This is a genomic window from Ruegeria sp. YTSA219, from assembly GCF_059609985.1.
On sequence record NZ_JBXWMT010000011.1, the window covers coordinates 71,024 to 96,376 of the forward strand.

General features: G+C 58.4%; 24 protein-coding genes and 1 riboswitch. Of the genes, 14 read left to right on the top strand and 10 right to left on the bottom strand.

The features are described from left to right. Nucleotides 1–4: 4 nt before the first annotated feature. From AC2FFB_RS15145 to cysQ, 6 genes are all read right to left on the bottom strand, one after another. Nucleotides 5–1,705: a DUF5927 domain-containing protein gene (locus AC2FFB_RS15145; protein ID WP_496875118.1), complete on the bottom strand. Its 1,701-nt coding sequence runs from the start codon at nucleotides 1,703–1,705 to the stop codon at nucleotides 5–7. After that, entirely contained in the window at nucleotides 1,702–2,688 is a 987-nt protein-coding gene (locus tag AC2FFB_RS15150) for a glycosyltransferase family 2 protein (RefSeq protein WP_496690221.1), read from the bottom strand. Before AC2FFB_RS15150 ends, AC2FFB_RS15145 begins: the two co-directional genes overlap by 4 nt. A 146-nt stretch (nucleotides 2,689–2,834) precedes the next feature. After that, the gene (locus AC2FFB_RS15155; protein WP_496875119.1) at nucleotides 2,835–3,929 is read right to left on the bottom strand and encodes a glycosyltransferase family 2 protein; all 1,095 of its coding nucleotides are present in this window, start codon (nucleotides 3,927–3,929) and stop codon (nucleotides 2,835–2,837) included. Further along, nucleotides 3,889–4,872: a UDP-glucose 4-epimerase GalE gene (galE, locus tag AC2FFB_RS15160; RefSeq protein WP_496690223.1), complete on the bottom strand. Its 984-nt coding sequence runs from the start codon at nucleotides 4,870–4,872 to the stop codon at nucleotides 3,889–3,891. The genes AC2FFB_RS15155 and galE overlap by 41 nt, the downstream gene beginning before the upstream one ends. Nucleotides 4,873–4,920: 48 nt before the next feature. Beyond that, the gene (locus AC2FFB_RS15165; RefSeq protein ID WP_281973403.1) at nucleotides 4,921–5,721 is read right to left on the bottom strand and encodes a 3-deoxy-manno-octulosonate cytidylyltransferase family protein; all 801 of its coding nucleotides are present in this window, start codon (nucleotides 5,719–5,721) and stop codon (nucleotides 4,921–4,923) included. Beyond that, entirely contained in the window at nucleotides 5,721–6,518 is a 798-nt protein-coding gene (gene cysQ, locus AC2FFB_RS15170) for a 3'(2'),5'-bisphosphate nucleotidase CysQ (protein ID WP_281995827.1), read from the bottom strand. The genes AC2FFB_RS15165 and cysQ overlap by 1 nt, the downstream gene beginning before the upstream one ends. Nucleotides 6,519–6,640: 122 nt before the next feature. Here cysQ and AC2FFB_RS15175 point away from each other — a divergent pair, with 122 nt between their 5' ends. Continuing rightward, nucleotides 6,641–7,462: an ABC transporter permease gene (locus AC2FFB_RS15175; protein ID WP_142637353.1), complete on the top strand. Its 822-nt coding sequence runs from the start codon at nucleotides 6,641–6,643 to the stop codon at nucleotides 7,460–7,462. Here AC2FFB_RS15175 and AC2FFB_RS15180 read toward each other — a convergent pair. After that, nucleotides 7,459–8,061, bottom strand: a complete 603-nt coding sequence (locus AC2FFB_RS15180; RefSeq protein ID WP_142637351.1) for an alpha-ketoglutarate-dependent dioxygenase AlkB family protein — start codon at nucleotides 8,059–8,061, stop codon at nucleotides 7,459–7,461. The genes AC2FFB_RS15175 and AC2FFB_RS15180 overlap by 4 nt on opposite strands. Before the next feature lie 211 nt (nucleotides 8,062–8,272). On the opposite strand from AC2FFB_RS15180, the gene dnaK reads away from it, so the two are divergent. The 13 genes from dnaK (at nucleotide 8,273) to radC (ending at nucleotide 19,873) form a co-directional block, all read left to right on the top strand. Further along, nucleotides 8,273–10,180 carry a molecular chaperone DnaK gene (gene dnaK / locus AC2FFB_RS15185; RefSeq protein WP_281973405.1) on the top strand — a complete coding sequence of 636 codons (1,908 nt, stop codon included), beginning with the start codon at nucleotides 8,273–8,275 and terminating at the stop codon, nucleotides 10,178–10,180. A 74-nt stretch (nucleotides 10,181–10,254) separates the two neighbouring features. Continuing rightward, nucleotides 10,255–11,403, top strand: a complete 1,149-nt coding sequence (gene dnaJ / locus AC2FFB_RS15190; protein WP_142637347.1) for a molecular chaperone DnaJ — start codon at nucleotides 10,255–10,257, stop codon at nucleotides 11,401–11,403. Nucleotides 11,404–11,568: 165 nt separating this feature from the next. Continuing rightward, nucleotides 11,569–11,675: riboswitch (TPP riboswitch) on the top strand. Nucleotides 11,676–11,722: 47 nt separating this feature from the next. After that, nucleotides 11,723–12,526 (top strand): bifunctional hydroxymethylpyrimidine kinase/phosphomethylpyrimidine kinase, encoded by an 804-nt coding sequence (gene thiD, locus AC2FFB_RS15195; protein ID WP_281995829.1) that lies wholly within the window; start codon nucleotides 11,723–11,725, stop codon nucleotides 12,524–12,526. Further along, nucleotides 12,523–13,500 carry an FAD-dependent oxidoreductase gene (locus AC2FFB_RS15200; protein ID WP_281995830.1) on the top strand — a complete coding sequence of 326 codons (978 nt, stop codon included), beginning with the start codon at nucleotides 12,523–12,525 and terminating at the stop codon, nucleotides 13,498–13,500. Before thiD ends, AC2FFB_RS15200 begins: the two co-directional genes overlap by 4 nt. After that, entirely contained in the window at nucleotides 13,484–13,678 is a 195-nt protein-coding gene (gene thiS, locus AC2FFB_RS15205; protein WP_496875120.1) for a sulfur carrier protein ThiS, read from the top strand. The genes AC2FFB_RS15200 and thiS overlap by 17 nt, the downstream gene beginning before the upstream one ends. Nucleotides 13,679–13,680: 2 nt before the next feature. Beyond that, entirely contained in the window at nucleotides 13,681–14,445 is a 765-nt protein-coding gene (locus AC2FFB_RS15210; RefSeq protein WP_496875121.1) for a thiazole synthase, read from the top strand. Beyond that, nucleotides 14,442–15,038 (top strand): thiamine phosphate synthase, encoded by a 597-nt coding sequence (locus AC2FFB_RS15215; RefSeq protein ID WP_496875122.1) that lies wholly within the window; start codon nucleotides 14,442–14,444, stop codon nucleotides 15,036–15,038. The genes AC2FFB_RS15210 and AC2FFB_RS15215 overlap by 4 nt, the downstream gene beginning before the upstream one ends. Beyond that, nucleotides 15,035–16,000: a ThiF family adenylyltransferase gene (locus AC2FFB_RS15220; RefSeq protein ID WP_496875123.1), complete on the top strand. Its 966-nt coding sequence runs from the start codon at nucleotides 15,035–15,037 to the stop codon at nucleotides 15,998–16,000. The genes AC2FFB_RS15215 and AC2FFB_RS15220 overlap by 4 nt, the downstream gene beginning before the upstream one ends. Before the next feature lie 19 nt (nucleotides 16,001–16,019). Beyond that, complete coding sequence (locus AC2FFB_RS15225) at nucleotides 16,020–16,955, top strand: ABC transporter substrate-binding protein (protein WP_142637333.1); 936 nt, start codon at nucleotides 16,020–16,022, stop codon at nucleotides 16,953–16,955. After that, nucleotides 16,952–17,626, top strand: coding sequence for a thiaminase II (tenA, locus tag AC2FFB_RS15230; protein ID WP_496875124.1), 675 nt, complete (start codon nucleotides 16,952–16,954; stop codon nucleotides 17,624–17,626). Before AC2FFB_RS15225 ends, tenA begins: the two co-directional genes overlap by 4 nt. Beyond that, nucleotides 17,623–18,351 carry an ABC transporter ATP-binding protein gene (locus AC2FFB_RS15235; RefSeq protein WP_496692625.1) on the top strand — a complete coding sequence of 243 codons (729 nt, stop codon included), beginning with the start codon at nucleotides 17,623–17,625 and terminating at the stop codon, nucleotides 18,349–18,351. Before tenA ends, AC2FFB_RS15235 begins: the two co-directional genes overlap by 4 nt. Further along, entirely contained in the window at nucleotides 18,348–19,082 is a 735-nt protein-coding gene (locus tag AC2FFB_RS15240) for an ABC transporter permease (RefSeq protein ID WP_496875125.1), read from the top strand. Before AC2FFB_RS15235 ends, AC2FFB_RS15240 begins: the two co-directional genes overlap by 4 nt. 35 nt (nucleotides 19,083–19,117) lie before the next feature. Next, the gene (gene radC, locus AC2FFB_RS15245) at nucleotides 19,118–19,873 is read left to right on the top strand and encodes a RadC family protein (protein WP_496875126.1); all 756 of its coding nucleotides are present in this window, start codon (nucleotides 19,118–19,120) and stop codon (nucleotides 19,871–19,873) included. A 3-nt stretch (nucleotides 19,874–19,876) separates the two neighbouring features. Here the strand turns inward: radC and AC2FFB_RS15250 are convergent, their stop codons facing one another. From AC2FFB_RS15250 to secA, 3 genes are all read right to left on the bottom strand, one after another. Further along, the gene (locus AC2FFB_RS15250) at nucleotides 19,877–21,433 is read right to left on the bottom strand and encodes a phosphate ABC transporter substrate-binding/OmpA family protein (RefSeq protein ID WP_496875127.1); all 1,557 of its coding nucleotides are present in this window, start codon (nucleotides 21,431–21,433) and stop codon (nucleotides 19,877–19,879) included. A 25-nt stretch (nucleotides 21,434–21,458) separates the two neighbouring features. Further along, nucleotides 21,459–22,385, bottom strand: coding sequence for a hypothetical protein (locus AC2FFB_RS15255; protein WP_142637323.1), 927 nt, complete (start codon nucleotides 22,383–22,385; stop codon nucleotides 21,459–21,461). 100 nt (nucleotides 22,386–22,485) lie between these two features. Next, nucleotides 22,486–25,203 carry a preprotein translocase subunit SecA gene (secA, locus tag AC2FFB_RS15260; RefSeq protein ID WP_496875128.1) on the bottom strand — a complete coding sequence of 906 codons (2,718 nt, stop codon included), beginning with the start codon at nucleotides 25,201–25,203 and terminating at the stop codon, nucleotides 22,486–22,488. Nucleotides 25,204–25,353 lie beyond the last annotated feature (150 nt).

The following is a 25,353-nucleotide window of genomic DNA, read 5'->3' on the forward strand; positions in this document are numbered from 1 at the left end:
AACGCTATTGCACCAGATATGGTTTTCGATAAGGCCTGAGTTGCCGGCCAAAAATGTCATCGGCTGGAAAATCTCCCATAAGATAAGGGTGCATACCCTGGTTCTTCAGGTTTTGCAGGAACTTCCCGAACCCGGACAGGTCGACCATCGTAGGGGCTTGGGTCAGGTGGCTGGGATTCTGGCATCCGGTTTCTTCCAGAATTGATTGCAGAGGCTCCATCGGAGATTCCACAAACTCGGCCAGCGACCAGGTGCGCACTTTGGCCTTGGTCCAGACCGAAGTTAAAACCTCAAGCTGTTTGGTCTCGATTTGTTGCAGGCGGGCGGCTTCGTTACGGATATCCGCGAAATTTCCATTCGAACGGAACAGGGGAATGGCCCAGGCGCCTGTGACAACTGAAATCTGCGCATTTCTGTCGCGCGCCAGAAACCAGTTGATATCCTGCGTATCCGTGGGGCCAAATTGAAAGCACTGCCTCTCGCCCCGAGTATTCCAGATCAGATTCGACAAAAACGCCGTAGGATTATAGTCCCGCAGGCTGGCACAATCGCTTAGTGCGCCGTTGACCAGAGGCGCCCCGCCGGCGAATTCCGCCCGTTCGGGACCAAAGAGGTGACCGTGGACCTTTGTTCCGGTGGCTTCCGACAGCCAGGGCTCGAAATCTGCGAACAGTTCGGTAAACCCCTGAAATACCGAATAGGGGAACGACGTCAGTCCGTTTTCGCTGCCGTGGCGGGGAAAGCGGCTTTGCATATACAGGCCATCCCGGCCTCGTGTCCTGCGCTCGACCGCTTTCGAGAATAACCGGTCGATCTTGCCCGGGTTGGGTTCTGTAGGCTTCATCGCCTGTGCCTGGTTGGTCAGAAACGCCTGATAAAGCCGATTGGCCCGGGGCCAGATCTTGCGTGCTACAAAACAGTCCGACCGTCGCAATAGCTGTAGATGATCGTCATAAAAGATATGCGGGCGACCTTGATAATCAAATTTGGACAGCGTCAGGGAGCGACTTTCGATATGTGTTGAATAAAGCCGGGTTAGGGTCTGAAAATAGCTTTCGTCGGGAATCCAGACGCGCCGAAAATAGCGGTCATATGTTTTGCGTTTGGGATCTTGCAGAATGGCCGACAGCGTTTGACGGGTCAGGCACCACCATTGACTGCCCATATGCGGCACCAGACCTTCGGGTATCGACCGTCGGATTCCGATGGTCCGCTGTAGCTTTACGTAAGCGTCGAACAATTTGCGCTGTTTACGCCACGAGAACGGAAATCTCAGCGTAAATCGTTCCTGATCCAGTCCGCCGATCGTCCAGCTTACATCAGCTGTTGTCGCGCTTTCGATAAAGTCGACACGGGGCCGTTCCGCTAGATATGTGACCAGCTCATCGACGGGCCGTAGCGGCAGGCAGGCGCCCGAGGCCAGAAAGATATGGTGTACATCGGGAAAGGCCTCCAGCATCAGTTCAGCCGCTGATTGCGAGGCTGCAACAATGCCCCAACCGCCCCAGTTGCAGGTGTGGCGCTCCGAGAACCGGATCAGAGGTTCGTCCGCACAGGAGGCTACAAAGTCATCAAAAACAGTGTCCGCAACCTTGCGGTCGACATGGATCACCACCGGGCAGCCGGATGCCGCCCAATGGCGCGCGACCTGTTGCGCCCTTGGAAGCGCGGCGTGCACCAGCATGATGACGCCAAGGCTGCTCATGCCCAGTTCCCTTTCGACATGAGGCCAAGAATCTCAAGCTGTCGCCAGTTGATATATGCCTCGGACCAGTCGCACCAAAACACCGGACGGTCGTTCAGCCCTTCGGCATAGGCGCGATATTCGCCGGACCCGCGATAGTGCTGACGCCGCTCCATCTCTTCATGTGCCTTGTCGCCCAAGGTGTTGATCAGCTTGGCATGCAGCAACGCCCCGCTGGTTTTTTCGCCGCCCCAATCGTCATAGACCTGGTTCAGCCCGCGTGGCAGCAGCGAATGGGTCGAACTGACATAGACATACCGACGGTCCCACTTGACCAGCGGTATCTTGTTCAACGCAGGCGCCTTTTCCGGAGCCTGGCGGAAAAAGACACGGGCGCGCGGCCCACCCTGTATCCAGAGATTCCCGTATTCAGGGTTTTTGCTGATCACATAATTCCCGGCATCGAACCAACGGGCAATCTCGAAGGGGTCTTGCCCCTCACGATAGGGTTCGGCATCTACCGGGCCCTGCGGGTACATGTCGATCAGCATGGTGCCGAAACTGCGGACGGCACAGCCATCAAGCCAGTCGGTCAGGGCACGAATGGGCCGCGTGTCGCAGAACGGATAGATGAAGAACTCATCCGGATCGACCGTCAGAACCCAGTGCCCATCGGCGTATTTGCGCAGCAGATAGTTCGACCAATCAGTGCCATATGTGGCCCGCTTATAGCTGCCGTTGGACTGCCAGACCGATACGTCCGGCTGACTACTCAGAAACTCGCGGGTGCCGTCGTCGCTGTTGTTGTCCACAAACAAAAAGCGATCGACGCCAAGTTTTCGGTAGTATTCCAGAAAATAGGGCAGGCGGATTTTTTCGTTTCGCACCACGCTCATCAACAGGATGTCACCGGGTTGAATAGCGTTGGTTTTGTCGGAAACCGCTTCTAATTCGCGTCGTTTGCGAACGCAACGCAACAGGCGGCGCTTGCGCCGCAATCTCATTCGGTATGAATCCAACAGGCTCACGCGACTGCCCAACCTTTGTTTATACGCGAGCATACCCGGGGCCTGAACAAGCCAGAGTGGAGCCGGGCGAATGCCATTTTATGCCACTTTACCATCTAATGAAGCAACGCATTTAAAAGTAGTTAGTCCGAAACGTTGTTTTTCCAGTCAGTTTTGCCCATCAAGCCAAGCTCACACAGTTGGCGCCATCCGATATATTCCACCGATTGTGGATCCCACATGATCGGGCGGTTAATTATGCCGTCATAATAGCTGTCGAACTCCGCCGGGTCGTGAAAATGCTGCGCTCGGGTTTTCTCGATTCTTGATTTGATGACCACCTCGGGCAGGAACTTTGTGTGCAGTAGCACGCCCGAAGGGCCGTGGCTCCCCGGTCCGTCATAGGTGGCGTTCAAACCTCGGGGCAGGGCGGAATGGCAGGAGTTCACGTAAGCATAGTGCCGCGACCAGCGTACCAGCGGTATTTTGTTTAAAGTTGGTGACCGCTCGGGCCGGTCAGCAAAAAACACGCGTTCCCGTGCACCGCCCTGAACCCAGAGATTGCCCAGCGGCGATTGCCGTTTGGCGCGCAACGGGCCTGGATCAAACCAGCCCAAAACTTCGGTCGGGTCGGTTCCGGGGTCATAGGGCTGTGTGCCGAGCTGATCTTTGGGGTACAGGTCCAACATCAAGGCTCCGAAAGCGTCGCGCCCCTGCACCTCTAGCTGTTGGGTCAAATCCTGCAGCGGATGGCTGTCCCATTCGGGATAGATAAGCAACTCATCCGCATCCACCATCAAAGTCCAATGGCCGTGACCAAATCGCATCTGTAGCCAGGTCAGCCAATCCAGCCCGTATCGTGAGGCGCGATAGCTGGCATCGGTTTGCCACAAGGATACATCCGGTTGATCTTTCAGATATGCGACCGAGCCATCATCGCTGCCGTTGTCCACGATCAGAAAATGATCAACGCCCAGCGTCCGGTAGTGATGGAAATACCAGGGCAGGCGCGTGATTTCATTTCGCAGGGTGGTAAAGACCAGTATCGCACCCGGGCGTATCTGGTCGGTTTGGTCGACCAGTTGGGTTAGCTGATGGCGGCTGCGAAAGGATCGCCACAACAGCCGCCTGCGTTTCAGGCGCAAGCGATAGCGTTGCACCCATCCGATTGGCGGCAGGGTATCGCTCACGCGGCCCTCATCTGTCGTAATGCCCGTTCTGATGCCAGCGCCAGGCATCGGCAATCATCGTCTCTAACACGGACCTTTTGGGGGACCAGCCCAGTTCTTGCCCGGCCCTGTCCGAGCCCGAAACCAGCTTGGTGCAATCTCCGGTGCGGCGCGGGCCGATGGTATAGGGCACCGCGCGATTGGTGACGGATTTCGACTGGTCGATCACTTCCATCACCGAAAAGCCAGAGCCCGTGCCCAGGTTGAAAACGCGGCTGTCCTTTCCCTGTTCCAGCCATCGCAGCCCCAGAACATGCGCGTCAACCAGATCGCAGACATGCACGTAATCGCGGATACAGGTGCCATCGGGCGTGTCATAGTCGGTTCCGAACACAGTCAGCCCGTCGCGCTTGCCGTCAATCGCATCCAACATCAGCGGAACCAGATGGGTCTCGGGGCGGTGGAATTCGCCTACTTCTCCGTCCGGATCGGCGCCAGCCACGTTGAAATAGCGAAAAATCACATGGTTCATCCCGTGAGCGGCCTGGAAATCACGCAGGATATCCTCGATCGCGCGTTTGGAGGCGCCGTAAGCGTTCAGCGGCTGCTGTGGCGTGTTCTCGTCCAGCACCACATTGTCATGTTCGCCATAGGTGGCGCAGGTCGATGAGAACACGAAATCCAGACATCCAGCCGCCACCGCGGCCTCGATCAGGGTCAGCGAACCAGTGACATTGTTCGACCAGTATCTTCCGGGTTCCGACATCGCCTCGCCCACCTGGCTGAGCGCTGCGAAATGCATCACGGCGGCGGGTTGATACTTGGCGAAAACCTCATCCAGGCGCGCCCGGTCCAGCAGATCACCCTGTGCGAACGGGCCAAATTTGACCGCGTCCTGCCAACCGGTGATCAGGTTGTCATAGGTGACAGGTGTGTACCCGGCACGAGACAGTGCCTTGCAGGCATGGGATCCGATATATCCGGCACCGCCGGTTACAAGGATATGTGTCATATCAGATCCCGTTATTCCGGTTTTTCAGGGTGCGACAGCCTGCGGCACTCAGTCCAGCCCCATCGCGGCCATCATCTCTTCAAGTTTGGGAACGTCCTGCGGATTGTTTAGTTCCCAGAACTGGCGGCCTTTGGATTCGACTTCAACACACAGAACCTTACGCCCGTTTTCCATGAAACGCAGCTGTTCCAGCCCTTCCAGTTGCTCTAATGGACCGACAGGCCAGGACGGATAAGCCGCCAGCGCGTCAGGGCGGTAGGCATAGACGCCGACATGGTGAAACACCGGCGTTTCCTCCCCGCCCGCATAAGCCTGTGAAGTAAAGGGCACGACCTCTTTCGAGAAATACATCGCGCCGTGATCAGCGGCGAAAACGGCGGTTGTTCCACCGACGCGCCCGTGTTTGCGGTCATTCAGCAGGCTGTTGAGCGCATCGCCGTCGCAGCGCAGAACCGGAGTGGCCACCCCAGCCTTGGGTGCGGCACGCAGACCGGTGATCAGATCTTCGACGAACCAATGCGGGGTCAGCGGTGCATCGCCCTGCAGGTTCACCACGATGTCATAGCTTGCGCCCAGCACATCATGCGCTTCGGCGCAGCGTTCGGTGCCATTGCCACAGGTTTCCGAGGTCATCACAACCTCGGCCCCGAACCCTTCGGCCACCTCGCGAATGCGGTCGTCATCGGTGGCAACCACAACGCGGTCCACGCCCGAGACCGAACTGGCCGCGCGCCATGACCGCTCGATCAGAGTCATTGCATTGCCACTGGCCCCGGTGAGCGGCACCAGGGGTTTGCCCGGATACCGGGTCGAGGCGTAGCGGGCGGGAATGGCGATCAGAACGGACATCAGGCCTCCTTCAGGTCTACACCCGGAGCGTAGGCGATAAAGAACGGGTTTGCATAGCCGTCCTTGCCATAGGTCAGCGGCGCATGATTGTCGAACCGGACAACTTTGCCGCCCGCACCTGTCAGCACGGCGTGACCTGCTGCCGTATCCCATTCCATCGTGCGGCCAACGCGGGGATAGATATCTGCCTCGCCCGTCGCAATCAGGCAGAACTTCAGCGACGAGCCCGCGCTTTTGCTGTCCTGCACTTGATATTTGTTGATGTAATCGTCGGTCGCCTGGTCACGATGTGACTTCGAGGCCACGACCAAAAGCGCGGAATTGTCTGGATCAGAGACCGAAATCGGAGCCACGGCGCCGGGTTGATCCTTGTCCAGCGCGCCGGTTTCCTCGACCGATTGCCCGTCGGCCAAAGTATAGAACATCCGGCCGCGGGCTGGCGCATAAACCACGCCGCGCGTTGGGGTGCCGTTTTCGACCAGCGCGATATTAACGGTGAAATCGCCACGCCGGTTGATGAACTCTTTGGTGCCATCCAGCGGATCAACGATCAGGAACGTATCGCCTTTTTCAGAATGCGAGGCGGCCTGTTCCTCGGTCACTAGCAGGATATTGGGGAACGCCGCGCGCAGACCGGCCGAGATCAGCGCATCGGCGGCCTCATCTGCTTCGGTCACGGGGCTGGCATCGGATTTGACCTTCACGTCAAACCCATCCGAGTTATAGATGTCCATGATCGTATCGCCCGCTTCCAGGGCCAGACGTCGGATGACGGGGATGAGGGCATCATAGGTCACAAAAAAGCTCCGTTCCTGTGATTTGTTGATCGAATAACCTGACGGCCTTATGCTGTGCTGGTTACGGAACGGCAAGAATTTCGTGCCAGATTGCAGGCAATAATACAGGAAAGACGCTTCGGGTGTTTTATTACAAGCGAAACCGGTCGCTTATAGGCGGTGCGTTTACGACGGCGGAACTGGTGTTTCACGCCGTGGTCCGGAATGTCCGATCTCAACACAGCAATGCTGTGCTTTCGGTGCTTATCAATATTTTCCAGGTTCTGGTGCTGGTGAGTGTGTTTTACGTGATCATGTCCCTTCTTGGCGCGCGCGTTGCCAAAATCCGGGGTGAGTTCATTCTGTATCTGCTGTCTGGGGTTTTCCTGTTTCTGACGCACATTAAAGCCGTCGGTTCGGTTTCCGGATTGGACACGGGTAATAACCCGATGATGCTGCATTCGCCGATGAACATGATGGTCGTGCTTATGGCTGCCGCTTTCGGGTCGCTGTATACTCAGGTTTTGACAATCGTCATCATCCTGTTTGTCTACAGCGTATCGGTTGCTCCGCTGGAAATTCAGGAGCCCGGTGGCGCCTTTGCCATGCTGATGCTGGCCTGGTTCACGGGCTGTGCGGTCGGCGTGGTGTTCATGGCGATCAAGCCCTGGTTTCCGACCACTGCCACGATCATGAGCACAATTTACCGGCGCCTGAATATGGTGTTCTCGGGAAAAATGTTCGTCGGCAATGCGCTGGGCGGGTTCATGTTGACCATGTTCGCCTGGAATCCGTTGTTTCACATTATCGACCAGTGTCGGGGTTTCGTTTTTCGGAATTACTATCCGCGCAATACCAACTGGGAATATCCTGTCTGGGTCGGGTTGGCTCTGTTGTTGATCGGCTTGCTTGGAATTTTCTTTACCCGCCAGCATGTGTCGCAAAGCTGGAGCGCACGCCGTTAACCCGCCACGCGCAAGGTCAGGTTGATCCGCCCGCCCTTTGGCAGCAGTTTTGAAGACCCGAAACGAATGCGATCTACCCCGTGATAGGTTAGGCGCGCGGGTCCGCCCATCACAACAACATCGCCCGAGCCAAGCCAGATCGATTCCGTTTTGCCCCCTCGGGTCGTGTTGCCAATGCGGAACAACGCGTCGTCACCTAATGAGATCGAAAGGACCGGCCAGGAAAAATCGGCCTCGTCCTTATCCTGATGCAGGCCCATTCGCGCCCCTTCGCCATAGTAGTTGACCAAGCAACAGTCGGGGTCACGTTCGGGGCTGGCAAGATCGCGCCAGATATCCAGAATGCAGTCTGGAATGGCGGGCCATTCCATACCCTTTGGATGGTGCGGCTGGTACCTGTACCCGTTCTTGTCAGTGACCCAACCCAGCGCCCCGGCCGAGGTCATGCGAACAGACATTTCCTTGCCCGAAGGGGTGGTCGGGCGGAACAAAGGTGCTGATTTCAGAATCGGACGCAACAGCGTGATCAGCTGTGCCTGGGCAGCTCCGTCAAGGTAAGCTTTCCTGATTTCAAAACCGCGTAAAAGCAGCCGCGCCATTCTAGATTCCTCAATCCTTGCCAAAACCTTGCTAAAAAGGCTGCAGATTCCTGAAAACCTGCATTTGTGAATGCTTGCAGGCCCCTGTTCCCGTCCTTATATACGCCGGGACGCGCGATGGTGTAGGACCATTGCGCAAATCAGATCGGGGCCAGATGCCATAACGGGTCGGGCCTCGGGACATCGCCTTGAAGAGAAAGGGATTGAACATATGGGAAAAGTAATCGGGATTGACCTCGGCACCACCAACTCGTGCGTTGCCATCATGGACGGTTCGCAGCCGAAGGTCATCGAAAACGCCGAAGGGGCGCGGACCACGCCCTCGATCGTCGCCTTCACCGAAGATGAGCGACTGGTCGGTCAGCCTGCGAAACGCCAGGCGGTCACCAACCCCGACAACACGGTTTTTGGCGTCAAACGCCTGATCGGTCGTCGTGTGGATGATGCCGAAGTCGAAAAAGACAAGAAAATGGTACCATACGCCATCGTTGATGGCGGCAATGGCGACGCGTGGGTCGAAGCCCGCGGTGAAAAGTACTCCCCAAGCCAGATTTCGGCCTTCACTCTGGGCAAGATGAAGGAAACCGCTGAAAGCTACTTGGGTGAGGAAGTCACACAAGCCGTCATCACCGTTCCGGCCTATTTCAACGACGCACAGCGTCAGGCGACCAAAGATGCCGGTAAAATCGCCGGCCTGGAAGTGCTGCGGATCATCAACGAACCGACAGCTGCCGCTCTGGCCTATGGCCTGGACAAGGAAGAAACCCAAACCATCGCGGTTTATGACCTTGGTGGCGGTACCTTCGACGTAACCATTCTGGAAATCGACGACGGGTTGTTCGAGGTTAAATCGACCAATGGCGACACCTTCCTGGGTGGTGAAGACTTTGACATGCGCATCGTCAACTACCTGGCGGATGAGTTCAAAAAGGAGCACGGTGTCGATCTGTCCCAGGACAAGATGGCGCTGCAGCGTCTGAAAGAAGCTGCGGAAAAAGCCAAGATCGAACTGTCCTCGACCTCACAAACCGAAATCAACCAGCCGTTCATCTCGATGGGCGCCAACGGCCAGCCGCTGCACATGGTCATGAAACTGACCCGTGCCAAGCTGGAATCGCTGGTTGGTGATCTGATCAAGAAGTCGATGAAGCCCTGCGCGGCTGCTCTGAAAGATGCTGGCCTGTCGGCTGGCGATGTAGATGAGGTTGTTCTGGTCGGTGGTATGACCCGGATGCCGAAAGTGATCGAAGAGGTCACTAAATTCTTCGGTAAAGAGCCGCACAAAGGTGTGAACCCGGACGAAGTGGTTGCCATGGGCGCCGCTATTCAGGCCGGTGTTCTGCAGGGTGACGTCAAAGACGTTGTTTTGCTGGACGTGACACCGCTGTCGTTGGGGATCGAGACGCTGGGTGGTGTGTTCACCCGACTGATCGACCGCAACACCACGATCCCGACGAAAAAGTCTCAGGTCTTCTCGACCGCCGAAGACAACCAGAACGCCGTGACCATTCGCTGTTTCCAAGGGGAACGTGAAATGGCTGCGGACAACAAGATCCTGGGTCAGTTCAACCTCGAAGATATCCCGCCAGCACCGCGCGGCATGCCGCAGATCGAGGTGACTTTTGACATTGACGCCAACGGCATCGTCTCGGTTTCGGCCAAGGACAAAGGCACCGGCAAAGAGCAGAAGATCACCATCCAGGCATCGGGCGGCCTGTCCGACGAGGACATCGAAAAGATGGTCAAGGACGCCGAAGAGAACGCGGAGGCCGACAAAGAACGCCGCGAGCTGGTCGACGCAAAGAACCAGGCGGAAAGCCTGATCCACTCGACAGAAAAGTCGATGGAAGAACATGCCGACAAGGTTGATCCAACAACCATCGAAGCCATCGAGCTGGCGATTGCCGCGCTGAAAGACGAGCTGGAAACCGAGAATGCCGACAAGATCAAGTCGGGCATCCAGAACGTTACCGAAGCGGCCATGAAGCTGGGCGAAGCCATCTACAAAGCGCAAGCTGAAGACGGCGAAGATGAACCTGCCGCTGCGGATGCTGCACCTGGCGAGGATGACATCGTCGATGCCGAGTTCGAAGATCTGGACAACGACAAGCGTAGCTAACGGGTAACCGGGCCAATTCGGGCCGGTCCGGTCACCGGGCCGGCCCGATTACGTTGAGGCAGAAGGAAATACTGATGTCAAAACGCGACTATTACGATGTGCTCGGCGTATCCAAGGGTGCATCAGCGGACGAGATCAAGAAAGGCTTTCGTAAGAAAGCCAAAGAATTGCATCCCGACCGCAACAAGGACAATCCGGAGTCAGAGGCACAGTTCAAAGAAGCGAACGAGGCCTATGACGTCCTGAAAGATGCTGAACGCAAGGCGGCTTATGACAGGTTCGGTCATGCTGCATTCGAAAATGGCATGGGCGGCGGTGGCCGACCTGGCGCTGGCTTTGGTCAGGGCGACTTTTCCAGTGCATTCTCGGATGTGTTCGACGACCTGTTCGGCGATTTCATGGGCGGCCAACGGGGCGGGGGCGGTGGACGTCGTGCCGCACGCGGTTCGGATCTGCGCTATAACCTGCGCGTCTCGCTGGAAGAGGCGTATTCAGGTCAGCAGAAAACCATCAATGTCCCGGCAGCGGTTGCCTGTTCGTCCTGCGACGGATCTGGGGCTGAAGGCGGTGTTGAGCCCACCACCTGTCCGACCTGTTCGGGTATGGGCAAGGTGCGTGCGCAACAAGGCTTTTTCACAGTAGAACGCAGCTGTCCGACCTGTTCGGGCCTGGGTCAAATCGTCAAGAACCCCTGCAAATCCTGTCAGGGTGCGGGCCGTGTTGAAAAAGAACGCGCTTTGTCAGTTAACATTCCAGCCGGTGTCGAAACCGGCACGCGCATTCGTCTGGCCGGTGAAGGCGAGGCTGGAATGCGCGGTGGCCCTCCGGGTGATCTATACATCTTTGTAGAGGTCTCAGATCACAGGCTGTTCGAGCGTGACAGCGTGAACCTCTATTGCCGCGTGCCGGTCAGCATGGCCAAAGCCGCGCTTGGTGGTTCGATCGAAGTTCCGACCATCGACGGTGGCCGCGGGCGTGTGCAGATTCCAGCGGGCAGCCAATCGGGTCGCCAGATGCGACTGCGCGGCAAGGGCATGCCAGCCCTGCGCGGCGGCGGTGTTGGCGACATGTTCATCGAGCTGGCCGTGGAAACTCCGGTAAACCTCACCAGCCGCCAGAAAGAGCTGCTGCGCGAGTTCGACGACCTGGGTGAAGACAATCACCCGGAATCCAACAGCTTTTTCTCCTCCGTCAAATCCTTCTGGGACGGGATGAAGGGCTGAAGTCTTTTCCCAAAAAAGGGGGCGCTGCCCCCGCGACTCCCCCGAGGTATTTAGGGCCAGATGAAGCAGGTGATCCGCTCTTCATCGGGCTAAAAATACCTCGGAGCGCGAGGCAGAGCCTCGCAAATCTCCGCTTGATTATTGTCGCCGCTCCTGAGATGGTCCGCGCAACCGTTGGGGTGCCTTGTTCGCAAGGCTGAGAGGTGCAGCTGCATCAACCCATCGAACCTGATCCGGGCAATTCCGGCGGAGGGAACGGTCTTATGAATACAGACGTTTTCCATCCTCCGTTGTTGCCCCTAGAAGATGGAGCAACGACATGGCAGCTATTGCCTTGACCATTGCAGGGTCCGACAGCGGAGGCGGGGCCGGAATTCAGGCCGATCTCAAGGCGATGTCGGCGCTGGGCGTTTACGGGGCTAGCGTTGTTACGGCAGTGACTGCGCAGAACACCCGGGCCGTGACGGCGGTTCATGGCATTCCCCTTGATGTGATCCGCGCACAGATCGACGCGGTGCTGAGCGATCTGGATGTTGGGGCGATCAAGATCGGCATGCTGGCAACCCCCGAGATTATCGAGACCGTGGCAGATGCCTTGTCAGGCTATGCGGGACCCATTGTCTTGGACCCTGTCATGATCGCGAAATCCGGGGATGCTTTGCTGGCCGGTGACGCGATCCAGACCCTGACGGACCTTCTGATACCACGCGCGACCGTCCTGACACCCAATTTGCCCGAAGCTGGGCGGCTGCTTGAGCAGAACGAAGCGCAGTCTCCGGATGAAATGGTGGCTCAGGGGCTGGCCCTTTGCGCAAAGGGTGCCGCGTCGGTTTTGATGAAAGGCGGGCACGGTAAGGGCGAGATATGTCATGATCTGTTGGTTGACGGCTCGGGTTTGGTGGATGAATTCACGGCGCAGCGCCGGAATACAAAGAACACCCATGGGACCGGATGCACCTTGTCCTCGTCCATATCCGCCGGGCTGGCCAAAGGTCTGAGCTTGCGGGATTCCGTGGCAGAGGCACATGCTTATTTGCAAGGCGCTATCGCCCAGGCTGATGGGCTGTGCGTGGGCCGGGGCCATGGTCCGGTGCATCATTTCCATCGGGTCTGGCCAGCGTGAGGATCTGGTCTGTCATAGGGGCAGGCGTGGCCGGTTTGGCTGTTGCGTCCGAATTGGCCCATCGCGGCGCACGGGTGCAGGTCTTTGACCCCGCCGGCCTGCCGGGTCCGCATGGCTGTTCTTGGTGGGCCGGGGGAATGCTGGCCCCGTGGTGCGAGTTCGAAAATGCCGAAGAGCCGGTCTTGCGCCTGGGGCAGGGTGCTTTTGACTGGTGGGCGACCCGGACCAAGGTTCATCAGCGCGGTACTTTGGTCGTTTGCGGTGCGCGCGACTTGCCGGATTTGCGTCGGTTTGGTCGTCGAACGCAGGGGTATCATGAGGTAAATCAGCAGGAACTAGCCACATTAGAGCCTGATCTACATGGTTTCGGCAACGGTCTGTATTTCAAGGACGAAGCCCATATAGACCCACGCAAGGCGCTGCAGGATGTGTTCGACGATCTTATCGCGCGGGGCGTTGCCTTTCATCGCGAACCCGCCCCTGCTGGGTTGGAGAACGCGATTGACTGCCGTGGTCTTCAGGCGCGGGACGCCTTGTCTGATCTTCGGGGCGTAAAGGGTGAGATGCTGGTGATCCGCTGCCCTGATGTGACGCTGACCCGGCCCGTGCGCCTGTTGCATCCCCGGATGCCGCTTTACATCGTGCCGCGTGGCGATGGCATCTACATGCTGGGCGCGACGATGATTGAATCCGAGGATAAAACCCGCATCACCGCGCGCTCGATGTTGGAACTGCTCAGCGCGGCCTATGCGTTGAACCCCGCTTTTGGCGAGGCCGAGGTGCTAGAGATCGGCGTCGATCTGCGCCCGGCCTTTCCCGACAATCTGCCTCGGATCCGGCGTCGGGGCGGGACGATTTACGCCAACGGGCTGTACCGCCACGGGTACCTGCTGGCACCGGCGATGGCCCAAGGCGTTGCCGATCTGGCACTTGAACACAAACATTCGGAGATGGTCGATGAAGATCGTGCTTAATGGCGAGCCGCGCGAGGTGCGGGCCGAGACCTTATCGGAATTGCTGATGGAATGCGGCTACTCGGGCCGTGTCGCCACTGCGGTGAACGAAGAGTTCGTGCCCTCGGGGCTGCGTGTTGCCCATGCTTTGGTTGAAGGGGATCGGATCGAAATCGTCGCGCCGATGCAGGGGGGCTGAGGATGAAATCCTTTTACGGAACCACATTGGCCAACCCGCTGATGCTGGGCACGGCGCAATATCCCAGCCCAGCTATTCTGGAGCAGGCCTTTCGCGAAAGCGGGGCGGGTGTTGCCACGGTCTCGCTTCGCCGTGAATCCGGGGCGGGGCAAGCATTCTGGCAGATGATCCGCGATTTGGGCGTGTTGGTGCTGCCCAACACCGCCGGATGCCACACGGTCAAAGAGGCGGTGACCACCGCCCATATGGCGCGTGAGGTCTTTGATACCAAGTGGATCAAGCTGGAACTGATCGGCCATACCGACAGCCTGCAGCCGGATGTGTTCCAGCTGGTCGAAGCCGCGCGCATTCTGACCAGCGACGGGTTTCAGGTCTTTCCCTATACGACCGACGATCTGATTGTTGGCGAACGGCTGCTTGCCGCCGGGTGTGAGGTACTGATGCCATGGGGCGCGCCGATCGGGTCAGGGCGGGGGCTGAACAATGAATATGCCCTGCGGGCGATGCGGGCAGAATTCCCGGATGTGCCCTTGGTGATTGACGCTGGTATCGGTCTGCCCAGCCACGCGGCCCACGCGATGGAGCTGGGCTATGACGCCGTTCTTCTGAACACCGCCGTGGCCCGTGCCGGAAACCCCGCGTTCATGGCCCGCGCAATGGCCCGCGCGATCGAGGCCGGGCAACTGGCCCATCAGGCCGACCCGATCGAGGCGCGCGATATGGCCGAGCCATCGACCCCGGTTATCGGAAAGGCGTTTCTGTCATGACACTCGACCGGTTTTATCCGATCTTCGATCATTCGGACTGGCTGCGCCGGATGCTGCCGCTGGGCATCAAGCTGGTACAGCTGAGGGTCAAGGACCAGCCCATGGATGTGGTGCGTGACCAGATTGCCAAGTCGCGTGACCTGTGCCGCGCTCATGGGACAGTTCTGGTGGTCAATGACTATTGGCAGGCGGCCATCGACGCCGGCTGTGACTGGGTGCATTTGGGGCAAGAGGATCTGGACGAGGCCGATCTGACTGCCATCCGCAAGGCGGGTTTGAAACTGGGCGTGTCCACCCATGATGATGATGAGTTAGAGCGCGTGCTGGCCATGGACCCCGACTATGTGGCGCTTGGCCCGGTCTATCCCACCATCCTGAAAAAGATGAAATGGCAGCAGCAGGGTCTGCCCCGCGTCACAGAATGGAAAGCGCGCGTTGGTGATACTCTACTGGTTGGCATCGGCGGGATGAGCGTCGAGCGTGCACCGGGTGTCCTGCAGGCTGGGGCGGATATCGTCTCGGTCGTGACCGATATTACCCTGAATACCGACCCCGAAGCGCGTCTGCGCCAATGGATCGAGGTCACCAGATGAGCCGATATGCCCGTCAGACGCTGTTGCCAGAGGTAGGGGCCAAAGGGCAGGCGCGCCTGTCTTCGGCACGTGTGCTGGTGGTGGGCGCGGGCGGGTTGGCCGCCCCGGTCCTGCCGCTGCTGGCCGGGGCCGGGATCGGGCAGATCACGATCCTGGATGGGGATCAGGTTGAGCTGTCCAACCTGCATCGGCAGACCTTGTTTACTGAAACGGATTGCGGACATCCCAAAGCCGAGCGAGCGGCGGCACGGTGCACGGCGATCAATAGGGAAATAGACGTCAGCGGCAGAAAACAGGCTCTAACAAGTGAAAATGCCGGTAATCTGGTCGCTCAGGCGGATGTGATCCTGGATTGCGCAGACAGCTATGCAGCCAGCTATATCCTCTCGGACACTTGTCTGGCGCAAGGCAAACCGCTGATCAGCGCCTCGGTGCTTGGGCTGTCGGGCTATGTCGGCGGTTTCTGCGGCGGCGCGCCGTCCTTGCGCGCGCTGTTTCCCGACGCGCCGGACAGCGGGGCAAGCTGCGCCACCGCTGGTGTTCTGGGCCCGGTCGTCGGGACGATTGGCGCGATGCAGGCACAGATGGCGCTGAACCTGATCCTTGGGCTGACGCCCTCGGTGCTGGGTCAGATGGTTCAGTACGATGGTCGGACACTCCGCAGCACGGCCTTCCGCTTTGATAATGCGCCCGAACCGAACAGCTGTTTCCGGTTTCTCTCGGCCGGGCAGCTGACGACAGATGACCATATCATCGAGCTGCGCAGCGCCGAGGAATCCCCGCGCCCGGTACATCCTGACGCGCAACGGATATCGCCGGATGATCTGAGCGATATCGACCCTAATAAGGGCAAAAGACTGGCATTGTGCTGTGCTACCGGATTGCGCGCCTGGCGCGCTGCCGAACGAATTCAACCGAATTGGCCGGGCGAGATTGTTCTTGTCGCAGCCTCAACTTCGTGAACAGAAGGAACCGCGAAACATGAAGAAACTGATCGCTGCAATCGCCCTGCTGGCTGCCGCGCCGGCCTGGGCCGAGGATAAGATGACCGTCTTGTTGGATTGGTTTGTAAACCCTGACCATGGTCCAATTATCGTCGCACAGGAAAACGGCTATTTCGCCGACCAGGGGCTTGAGGTTGAAATCATTCCGCCCGCGGACCCCTCCGCGCCGCCGCGTCTGGTGGCCGCTGGTCAGGCCGATCTGGCAGTGTCCTACCAGCCTCAGCTGCATCTGCAAATCCATGAGGGCTTGCCGCTGAAACGGGTCGGCACGCTGGTTGCCACCCCGCTGAACTGCCTGCTGGTGCTGGATGATGGCCCGATCAAGTCGCTGGCCGATCTGCGGGGCAAGAAAATCGGTTTCTCGGTCGCCGGTGTCGAAGAGGCGATCCTGACAACCCTGCTGGGGCAGCATGATATCGGTCTGGATGAGATTGAGATGGTCAACGTCAACTTCTCGCTGTCGCCGTCGCTGATGACCGGTCAGGTGGATGCAGTTATCGGGGCGTTCCGGAATTTTGAGCTGAACCAGATGGATATCGAAGGTGTCGCGGGTCGCTGTTTCTATATCGAAGAGGAAGGCATCCCACCCTATGACGAGCTGATTTATGTCGCCAATCCCGATACGATGGATGCCGACAAAATCGCCCGTTTCTTGGCCGCGACCGAGAAAGCGACCCAGTATATCGTCAACAACCCGGAAAAAAGCTGGGAAATCTTCGCGGCCACCTCGACCGAGCTGAAGGATGAGCTGAATGCCCGTGCCTGGGTCGACACGCTTCCCCGGTTCGCGCTGCGTCCGGCGGCGTTTGATGCGGGTCGCTATGCGCGGTTCGAGGAGTTCCTGAAGAACAGCGGCATGATCGACAGCCTGAACCCGGTCAGCGACATTGCCATCGATGTGACCGCGCAATGAGCAATTACGGCAAAGCTTTCGCATTGATGCGGGATGCCGCGCAGGGGCCGTGGCGGGATTACACTCGCCACACCTTTGTGGAAGGGATGAAAGACGGAACGCTGCCGCGCACGGCGTTCCTGCATTACCTGCGACAGGACTATGTGTTCCTGATCCATTTTTCCCGTGCTTGGGCACTGGCGGTTGTTAAGTCCGAGTCTCATTCGGAAATGCTGACCGCCGTGGCCACGGTAAATGCTCTGGTTGCCGAGGAAATGCAGCTGCATATCGGTATCTGTGAGGCGGCTGGGATCTCCCATGAGGAGCTGTTCGCAACCCCTGAACGCGCCGAAAACCTGGCCTATACACGCTTTGTGCTTGAGGCCGGGTATAGCGGTGATTTGCTGGACCTGCTGGCGGCTCTGGCCCCTTGTGTGATGGGCTATGGCGAAATCGGCACGCGGTTGGCTTCTGAAGCTACATCCGAGGTCTATCGTGATTGGATTGATACCTATGCCAGTGACGACTACCAAGGCGCGTGCGAAGCGGTCGGAGATCTGCTGGATCAGGCTCTAACAAGGCGCATTGGTGCGGATATTCAGACTTCCCCACGCTGGGACCGCCTGTGCCAGACCTTCCGCACGGCAACCGAGCTGGAAGTCAACTTCTGGCAAATGGGCCTGACCCCATGACCCCGGCGCCCGATCTGAGCATCAAAGGTACGGCCACGATTGACGGAACGACCCTGTTCGCGCCGCTCACCCTGACCCTTGGGGCCGGGCAGTGGACTTGCCTGCTGGGCGGATCGGGCGTCGGTAAAACCACAATTCTACGTCTGATTGCCGGGCTTGATACAGGTGCCGTGTTCACCGGGCAGATCACCGCCGGCGATGGTGCTCCGATGCAGGACCGCGTGGCCTATATGGCGCAGGATGATCTGCTGCTGCCCTGGGCAACGGTCGCACAGAATGTCTCGTTAGGTGCGCGGCTTCGGGGCAAGTCGGTCGATCTGGAGCGGCGCAACCGTCTGATTCAGCGCATGCGATTGCAGGATCATATGACCAAGAAACCCGCCGAACTGTCGGGCGGCCAACGCCAACGCGTGGCCTTGGCCCGCACGCTCATGGAGGATCGCCCGATTGTTCTGCTGGATGAGCCGTTCTCGGCGCTGGATGCCCGCACTCGGGCCGATATGCAGGACTTGGCGGTCGAGGCGTTGCAGGGCCGGACCGTTTTGCTGGTGACACATGACCCGGGTGAGGCCGCCCGGCTGGGCCAGTCCATCATGGTGATGACACAGCAGGGCCTGACCCCTTGTGAACCGCCGCATGCACCTGCCCCGCGCCATGTGGACGACCTTGAGACGCTTGAGACGCAAGGTGCGCTGTTGCGCTTGCTGCGCGAGGCGGTCGCATGAAATATCTCTCAGCCCTTGCAGCCACCGTGTTCGCGATTGCCATTTGGCAGGGGATCGTCTGGACGACCGGCTTGCCTAAGTTCATCCTGCCAAGCCCCGCCGTGGTGGCCGAGACCTGGTGGCAAAACCGTTGGCTGATCGCCGAACACACTTGGATCACTGCGGTTGAGGTGGTGATTGGACTGGCCTTTGGGACGGTTCTGGGTGTGGTTACGGCGCTGCAATTGGCCAATTCGCGGGCGGTGCGAGTTCTGGTACAGCCGATGCTGGTGTTCACGCAGGCTCTGCCGGTTTTTGCGCTGGCCCCGTTGCTGACGCTTTGGCTGGGCTATGGCCTCTGGTCCAAGGTCGCGATGGCGGTGCTGATCATCTATTTCCCGATCACCTCGTCTTTCTTCGATGGGCTGATGCGGACGCCGCAGGGCTATCTGGACCTTGCGCGCACGATGCAGGCCAGTCCGCGTGCAGTGCTGTGGTATATCCGCATTCCGGCGGCGATGCCCTCGCTGGCGTCGGGGATGAGGCTGGCCGCCGTCTATGCGCCGATCGGGGCGGTGATTGGTGAATGGGTCGGCTCGTCGCAAGGGTTGGGATATTTGATGCTGTTGGCCAATGGCCGTGCAAAGACCGATCTGATGTTCGCCGCGATGCTGACCTTGGGAGTGTTTTCCATCGTGTTGCATATGGTTGTCCGCCGCGCCACTGCCCGCATGGCAGGTGAGGTGCGTTAACCATCTGGAAACCGATTCTGCGTCAGGCTGAGAGCATGACACAGGACGCCTTTTCCGAAGCCCCAATGCTATTCGATACAGACGAAGCTCCCGCGCAGCCGCTGCCGACGGGTCGGTTACCCTCCTACATCAAAGATCATCGCAAGCGGCTGCGCGAACGGTTCCTGTCTGGCGGGTCCGCCGCCATGCCGGATTATGAGCTGTTGGAGTTGGTGCTGTTCCGTTCAATCCCCCGGCAGGATGTGAAACCGCTGGCGCGTGCGCTGATGGATACGTTCGGCGATTTCAATCGGGTGCTGACCGCCCCCGAGGAACGGCTGTGCCAAATCAAAGGTGTCGGGGATAGCGTGATCACCGATCTGAAAATCCTTGAGGCCTGCGCTCATCGCATGGCCCGCGCGCGGGTGATGAGGCGACATGTGATTTCCGGATGGGACGCATTGCTGGACTATTGCCACACCACCATGGCCCATCGTGAGACCGAACAATTCCGTGTGTTCTATCTGGATCGCAAAAACGTGCTGATCGCTGATGAGGAACAGGCCAAGGGCACGGTGGATCATGTCCCTGTCTATCCGCGTGAGGTTGCCAAACGGGCGCTGGAGCTGAATGCCTCGGCGTTGATACTTGTGCATAACCATCCGTCAGGTGACCCGACCCCGTCGCAATCGGATATCGACATGACCAACCGAATTCAGGATGCCTGCCTGGCACTGGGCCTGACGCTGCATGACCATCTGATCATTGGAAAGTCGAACGAGCTGAGCTTTAGGTCCGAGGGTTATCTGTAGCTGCTATTGAACCCAGACCTCGACCCGGCGGTTGACCTTGCGGCCCCATTCCGTGTCGTCGCAGGCCATGGGCATGGCCTCGCCAAAGGCGTCGACCGTGATTTCGACGCTGTCCCCGATAGCGGTTTCAATCTCGGCCAATACGGCATTGCGAACGGTTTTTGCCCGCAACAATGCGATCCGCGCATTGGTTGACGCTGCCCCTTCGCCATCGCTGAAGCCGACAAACCTAAGCTTTCGGGCATCGAGGGTCCCGGATTCCAAAAGAAGGGCAAGATGTCGGATATTGGACCGTGACTGCGCATCCGGGCGCGAGGAACCGGGCTCGAACCGGAAGGACAGTGACAGGCGGGACATGGGTCTGAAAATCTCGACCAGCCGCTGAAGTTCCTCCAAACCAACTTCTGATCCGCCCGACGCGATAGCATTGGCAAGTCGATCCCCTTGCACCCCAAGACCCATAGTCTCGGGGGTTTGATCGACAAAGCCAGCTTCGCGTATTGCCATCTGCGCCTCGATTCCTTGAGTGTAGGCCAGGAATTGACGTGCAAAACGCGGCAATCGCCGGTCCGGCAGGTATAGAAACATAGGCGAGGTCAGCGGATAATCTTCGGTCTTGATTGACTGCCGAGTTGCCGCCAGCGCATGACCGCACCCGCCGGTCAAAGGCAGGGCACGCGCGGTGCTGGCTTCGGCTTGGCTTGCGACACCTATTGAAAAGGGATCCGCAGCAACGGTACGCACCAGATCAGTACTGCGGTCATGCCGAATGGCCGCCTCGGAAAGGGCTGTGCCGGAGGGTCCCAGAAGCCTGTCTTCGACATTCTGGGCCAGACCCGAACCGGCTTCCGGAAGGTGCAGTGAAATTGGCGCATCGGGTCCGCCCAACTCGGCCCAACTCGTAATCTCGCCCGAAAACACCCGGGTTAATTCCGCAAGCGAGATTTGCTGTAACGGGTTCGAGTTGGCAACGATTGGTACCAAAGCGTCAAGCGCGATGACGCGGGCCCGGCGGGTGCGGGTCAGATCGCCAAGGCCTACCGCTTGTGCGGCTTGCTCCTCTTCGGGTCGGATTTCGCGCAACGCCAGAACAATATCAGCCTGGTTTTCTGCCTGCGCCCTAAATCCGCGCTCAGTGTTCCCTGCGTCAAAGAAGAACCGACCCAGCGGTGCTGCCCGCCCGGGTTGGTGCAGTTCGTAAGAAAATGTGTTGGCGGTCAGCCTGTTTGGGGTCGCCGACAACCCTTGCTGCTGTGCGAAGCCAACAATCAGCGCTGGTAGAACCTTTTCCGCCATGACCGAAGATCCGGCAAATCGGATTTCAGCCACAAAATCGGTCAGGCTTGGGCAGGCAGGTCCGGTACAGGTCACACCGGTCCCATCAACTGTCAGCGTGCCGAATTGTGTTGCCACGCGATAGAACTCGCCGTCAAATCCCAGCAGGTCACCGGTGATTTCGACCTTGCCGTCATGCGACATAAGCGAGATGTCTTGCGCCTGTGCGCCCGACGCGATTGTAACGGAAGCCAGTGCAGCCGCTGCCACACGAAAGAATTTCATAAGATGCCCGAGCCTGCCTGCGGATTTAGTTTGCGGCGATTGTCAGGTCTTGGAAGAGATTATTCAACACCAGAAACTCTCCGGTGCGGGAGCATTCAGGAAAACTCAGCGTCCTGTCTTTTGATCTCAACCGATCATCCCGCAATTCAAGCGACTGGATGTTCAGGTCGCGCCCGCAATTTTCTGAAGTCACCTCGGTTTCGACAGTGATTTCTATCGACCCGTTTTGGTTGGAAAGACCAGCAGGGAACGAATAGATTTCGATGTTTTTCATGTCCCCGGTTCCGGTATTGCCCAGACGCACTACCTGTCCGGCGCCTTCGGTCGGGGTCTCGGCCGAGACATGGCCATTGCCGCCATAGCTGGCCCCGAATTCCAGCGCATGAATTTGCAGGTCAGTTTCACCCTGCCATTGCAGGGCAATGCGTTCGTAATTGGCAATGTCAGCGATATGGGTGGTTGCGACTGTTCCATGCTGGTCTTCAAACGAGATCAGAAAGATCGCATATTCTGACAGGGCCGGGATTGTCATGTCCATGCGCCCTACTGCGTCGGTGCGCTGTGTGACTGTCAGACCGCTGTGGTGAATTTCCACGGATTCATTACTGTGGCAGGGGGCGTTGACGACCAGCCGGGCGGCAGCACCGGGAACGGCAGTAGCGCGCGCACTGAGGGTGCAGTCAATGGGATTGACAGGTTCTGACCGACTGGACTCGATAAAACGGTTGTCGGACCCGGTCTCTTTGCTTGTTCCGTGAACCGGTGCAGATGAGGTCAGAACGACTTCGCTTAACCCGGGGATGATTGAAGCCTGATCCGTAACTGATGCCACATCGACAGAAGCCCGCTCCCCTCGCGGTTGCGCAGGGGTTCCGTTCTGCATGAGGTAGCCAATGGCCAATGCACAAGCAACGGTGCCGCCAGTGGTTACGTAGTTCTTAATTACAAACAAGACACCCTCCCCAGTTGAAGGAGCGATTCGCACCCTGCAGTTGAATCACGGCTAATATGTGGCCGTGAGGCGGACTCATTGTGTCTCGATTGTGGTGACGTTAGGTCAACCGGCCATGGCAATGCTTAAACTTCTTGCCTGAACCGCAGGGGCACTTGTCGTTGCGCGACGGGTTTCCCCAAGTTGCCGGGTCGTCTTCGACAAATCCAGGCCGCGCATCACCCGAGGCTTCGGCCTCGGCCACCGCTTCGGCGTGACCAGTGGCCTGATCTACCGCCTGCTGCGCCCGTGCCTGCTGCGCTTGCATCTGGGTCAGCATTTCGCGCTGCTCCTCTTCGGTCAGCGGTCGCACGCGGGACAGCTGCTGGGTCACGGTTTCGCGCAACGAATCCAGCATGGATTCGAACAGCTGGAAGCTTTCGTTCTTGTATTCGTTCAGCGGGTCGCGCTGGGCATAGCCGCGGAAGCCCACGACCGAGCGCAGATGTTCCAGCGTCAGCAGATGTTCGCGCCATTTGCTGTCGATCGTGTTCAGCAAGACCTGCTTTTCGATGTTGCGCATGTTCTCGGGGCCGAACGCGGCCACTTTTTGCGCCATCATCTCGTCAGCGGCGTTGATCAGCCGTTCGCGCACCTGCTCGTCATCTACGCCTTCCTCAGCGGCCCAATCCTGAACCGGGGCGTCAATGGTCAATTTTTCCTTGACCGCTGCGTGCAAACCCTCGGTATCCCACTGATCAGCATAGGATTTCGGCGGCATATATTCGTCGATCAGATCGTCGATCACCTGTTCACGCATGTCTGATACGATTTCGGACAGATCGTCAGCGGACATGATTTCGCGCCGCTGGCTGAAGACCACTTTACGTTGGTCGTTCATCACATCGTCGAATTTCAGAACGTTCTTGCGCATGTCAAAGTTGCGACCTTCGACCTTGGATTGTGCCCGCTCCAGCGATTTGTTCACCCAAGGGTGGACGATGGCCTCACCTTCTTTCATGCCCAGCGTGGTCAGAACCTTGTCCAACCGTTCCGAGCCGAAGATGCGCATTAGGTCGTCTTCGAGGCTGAGGTAAAACACGGTGCGGCCCGGATCACCCTGACGGCCGGACCGGCCCCGCAGCTGGTTGTCGATACGGCGGCTCTCGTGCCGTTCGGACGCCATGACATACAGCCCACCGGCAGCCAGGACCTTTTCTTTTTCTTCAGCATGGCGGGCTTCTTCCGCGGCACGCAGCTCGGCCGGATCTGCCTCGGGGTTTTCGGCCAGCGCCTGCAGAACCTTCATTTCCACATTGCCGCCCAGCTGAATATCAGTACCGCGACCGGCCATGTTGGTGGCGATGGTTACTGCGCCATATCGGCCCGCATCGGCAACGATCTGCGCCTCTTGCTCGTGTTGGCGGGCATTCAGAACATTGTGCTGGATACCCTCTTTGGTGAGCATCTGGCTGAGCAATTCGGACTTTTCGATGGACGTGGTGCCCAGAAGGACCGGTTGTCCGTTTTTCTGGGCTTCCTTTGTCTCGTCGATCATGGCGCCGTATTTTTCGGCCGCGGTACGAAAGACCTGATCGTCCTCATCCAGACGCGCGATCGGTTTGTTGGTTGGTACTTCGACAACGCCCAGACCGTAGATTTCGGCAAATTCCTCAGCCTCGGTCAGCGCGGTGCCGGTCATGCCGCCCAGCTTGTCATACAGGCGGAAGTAGTTTTGGAACGTCACGCTGGCCAATGTTACGTTTTCGGGCTGGATCTGCACGTTTTCCTTGGCTTCGATGGCCTGATGAAGACCTTCCGACAGGCGACGACCTGGCATCATGCGACCGGTGAACTCATCAATCAGAACGACATTGCCGTCCCGCACGATGTAATCTTTGTCACGTGTAAACAGCTTATGCGCGCGCAAGCCCTGGTTCACGTGGTGAACGACCGTGGTGCTTTCAGGATCATACAGCGAATGGCCTTCTGGGATCAGGCCGTTGGCAATCAACTGTTGCTCCAGAAACTCGTTACCCTCATCCGTGAAGGTCACGTTCCGGGACTTTTCGTCCAGCGTGAAGTGATCTTCTCCCAATGACGGGATTAGCGCATCAATCGCGGTATACAGGTCCGACCGGTCCTCGGAGGGCCCGGAAATGACCAGCGGCGTCCGCGCCTCGTCAATCAGGATCGAGTCGACCTCATCCACGATCGCGAAATTGTGGTGTTTCTGGTAAATTTGATCCAGTTCCGCCTTCATATTATCGCGCAGGTAATCAAAACCCAGCTCATTGTTGGTGGCATAGGTCACGTCACAGGCATAAGCAGCCTTTTTCTCGGCATCGGGCTGCCCTGACCAGATGACACCGGTGGTCATGCCCACGGCGGCAAACACCTTGCCCATCCATTCCGAGTCGCGCTTGGCCAGGTATTCGTTCACCGTGACCACATGCACGCCCTTACCGGTCAGCGCGTTCAGATAGGCGGGGAGGGTCGCAACCAATGTCTTGCCTTCACCCGTTTTCATCTCGGAAATATTGCCCTGATGCAGGAAGGCGCCGCCCATCAACTGCACATCAAAGGCACGCAGGCCCAGCGCGCGTTTTGCCCCTTCGCGTACGTTGGCAAACGCCTCGGGCAGCAGATCATCCAGGCTTTCGCCTTCCAGCGCACGTTTGCGCAGCTCGGCGGTCTTTGCGATCAGGCCGTCATCCGACAGATTCTCGAACTCGGGTTCCAGCGCGTTGATCTGTTCGATCAGGGGGCGGGTCGCCTTGATCTTGCGGTCGTTCGGTGTTCCGAACACCTTTTTGGCGAGCGTTCCGAGTCCCAGCATGTTCACTCCAGCGGATCTGTTCTTGTCTTGGTTTTGACAGGCTTGCCCACCTTGCGCGCAACCCATAGATACGGGGGGTGAAAGGCGGCCCTGTCCAAGGCTTCAAAGCGATGTAAGCGGCAGGTTCCAGAGTGTCAACGCTGCGCCCTG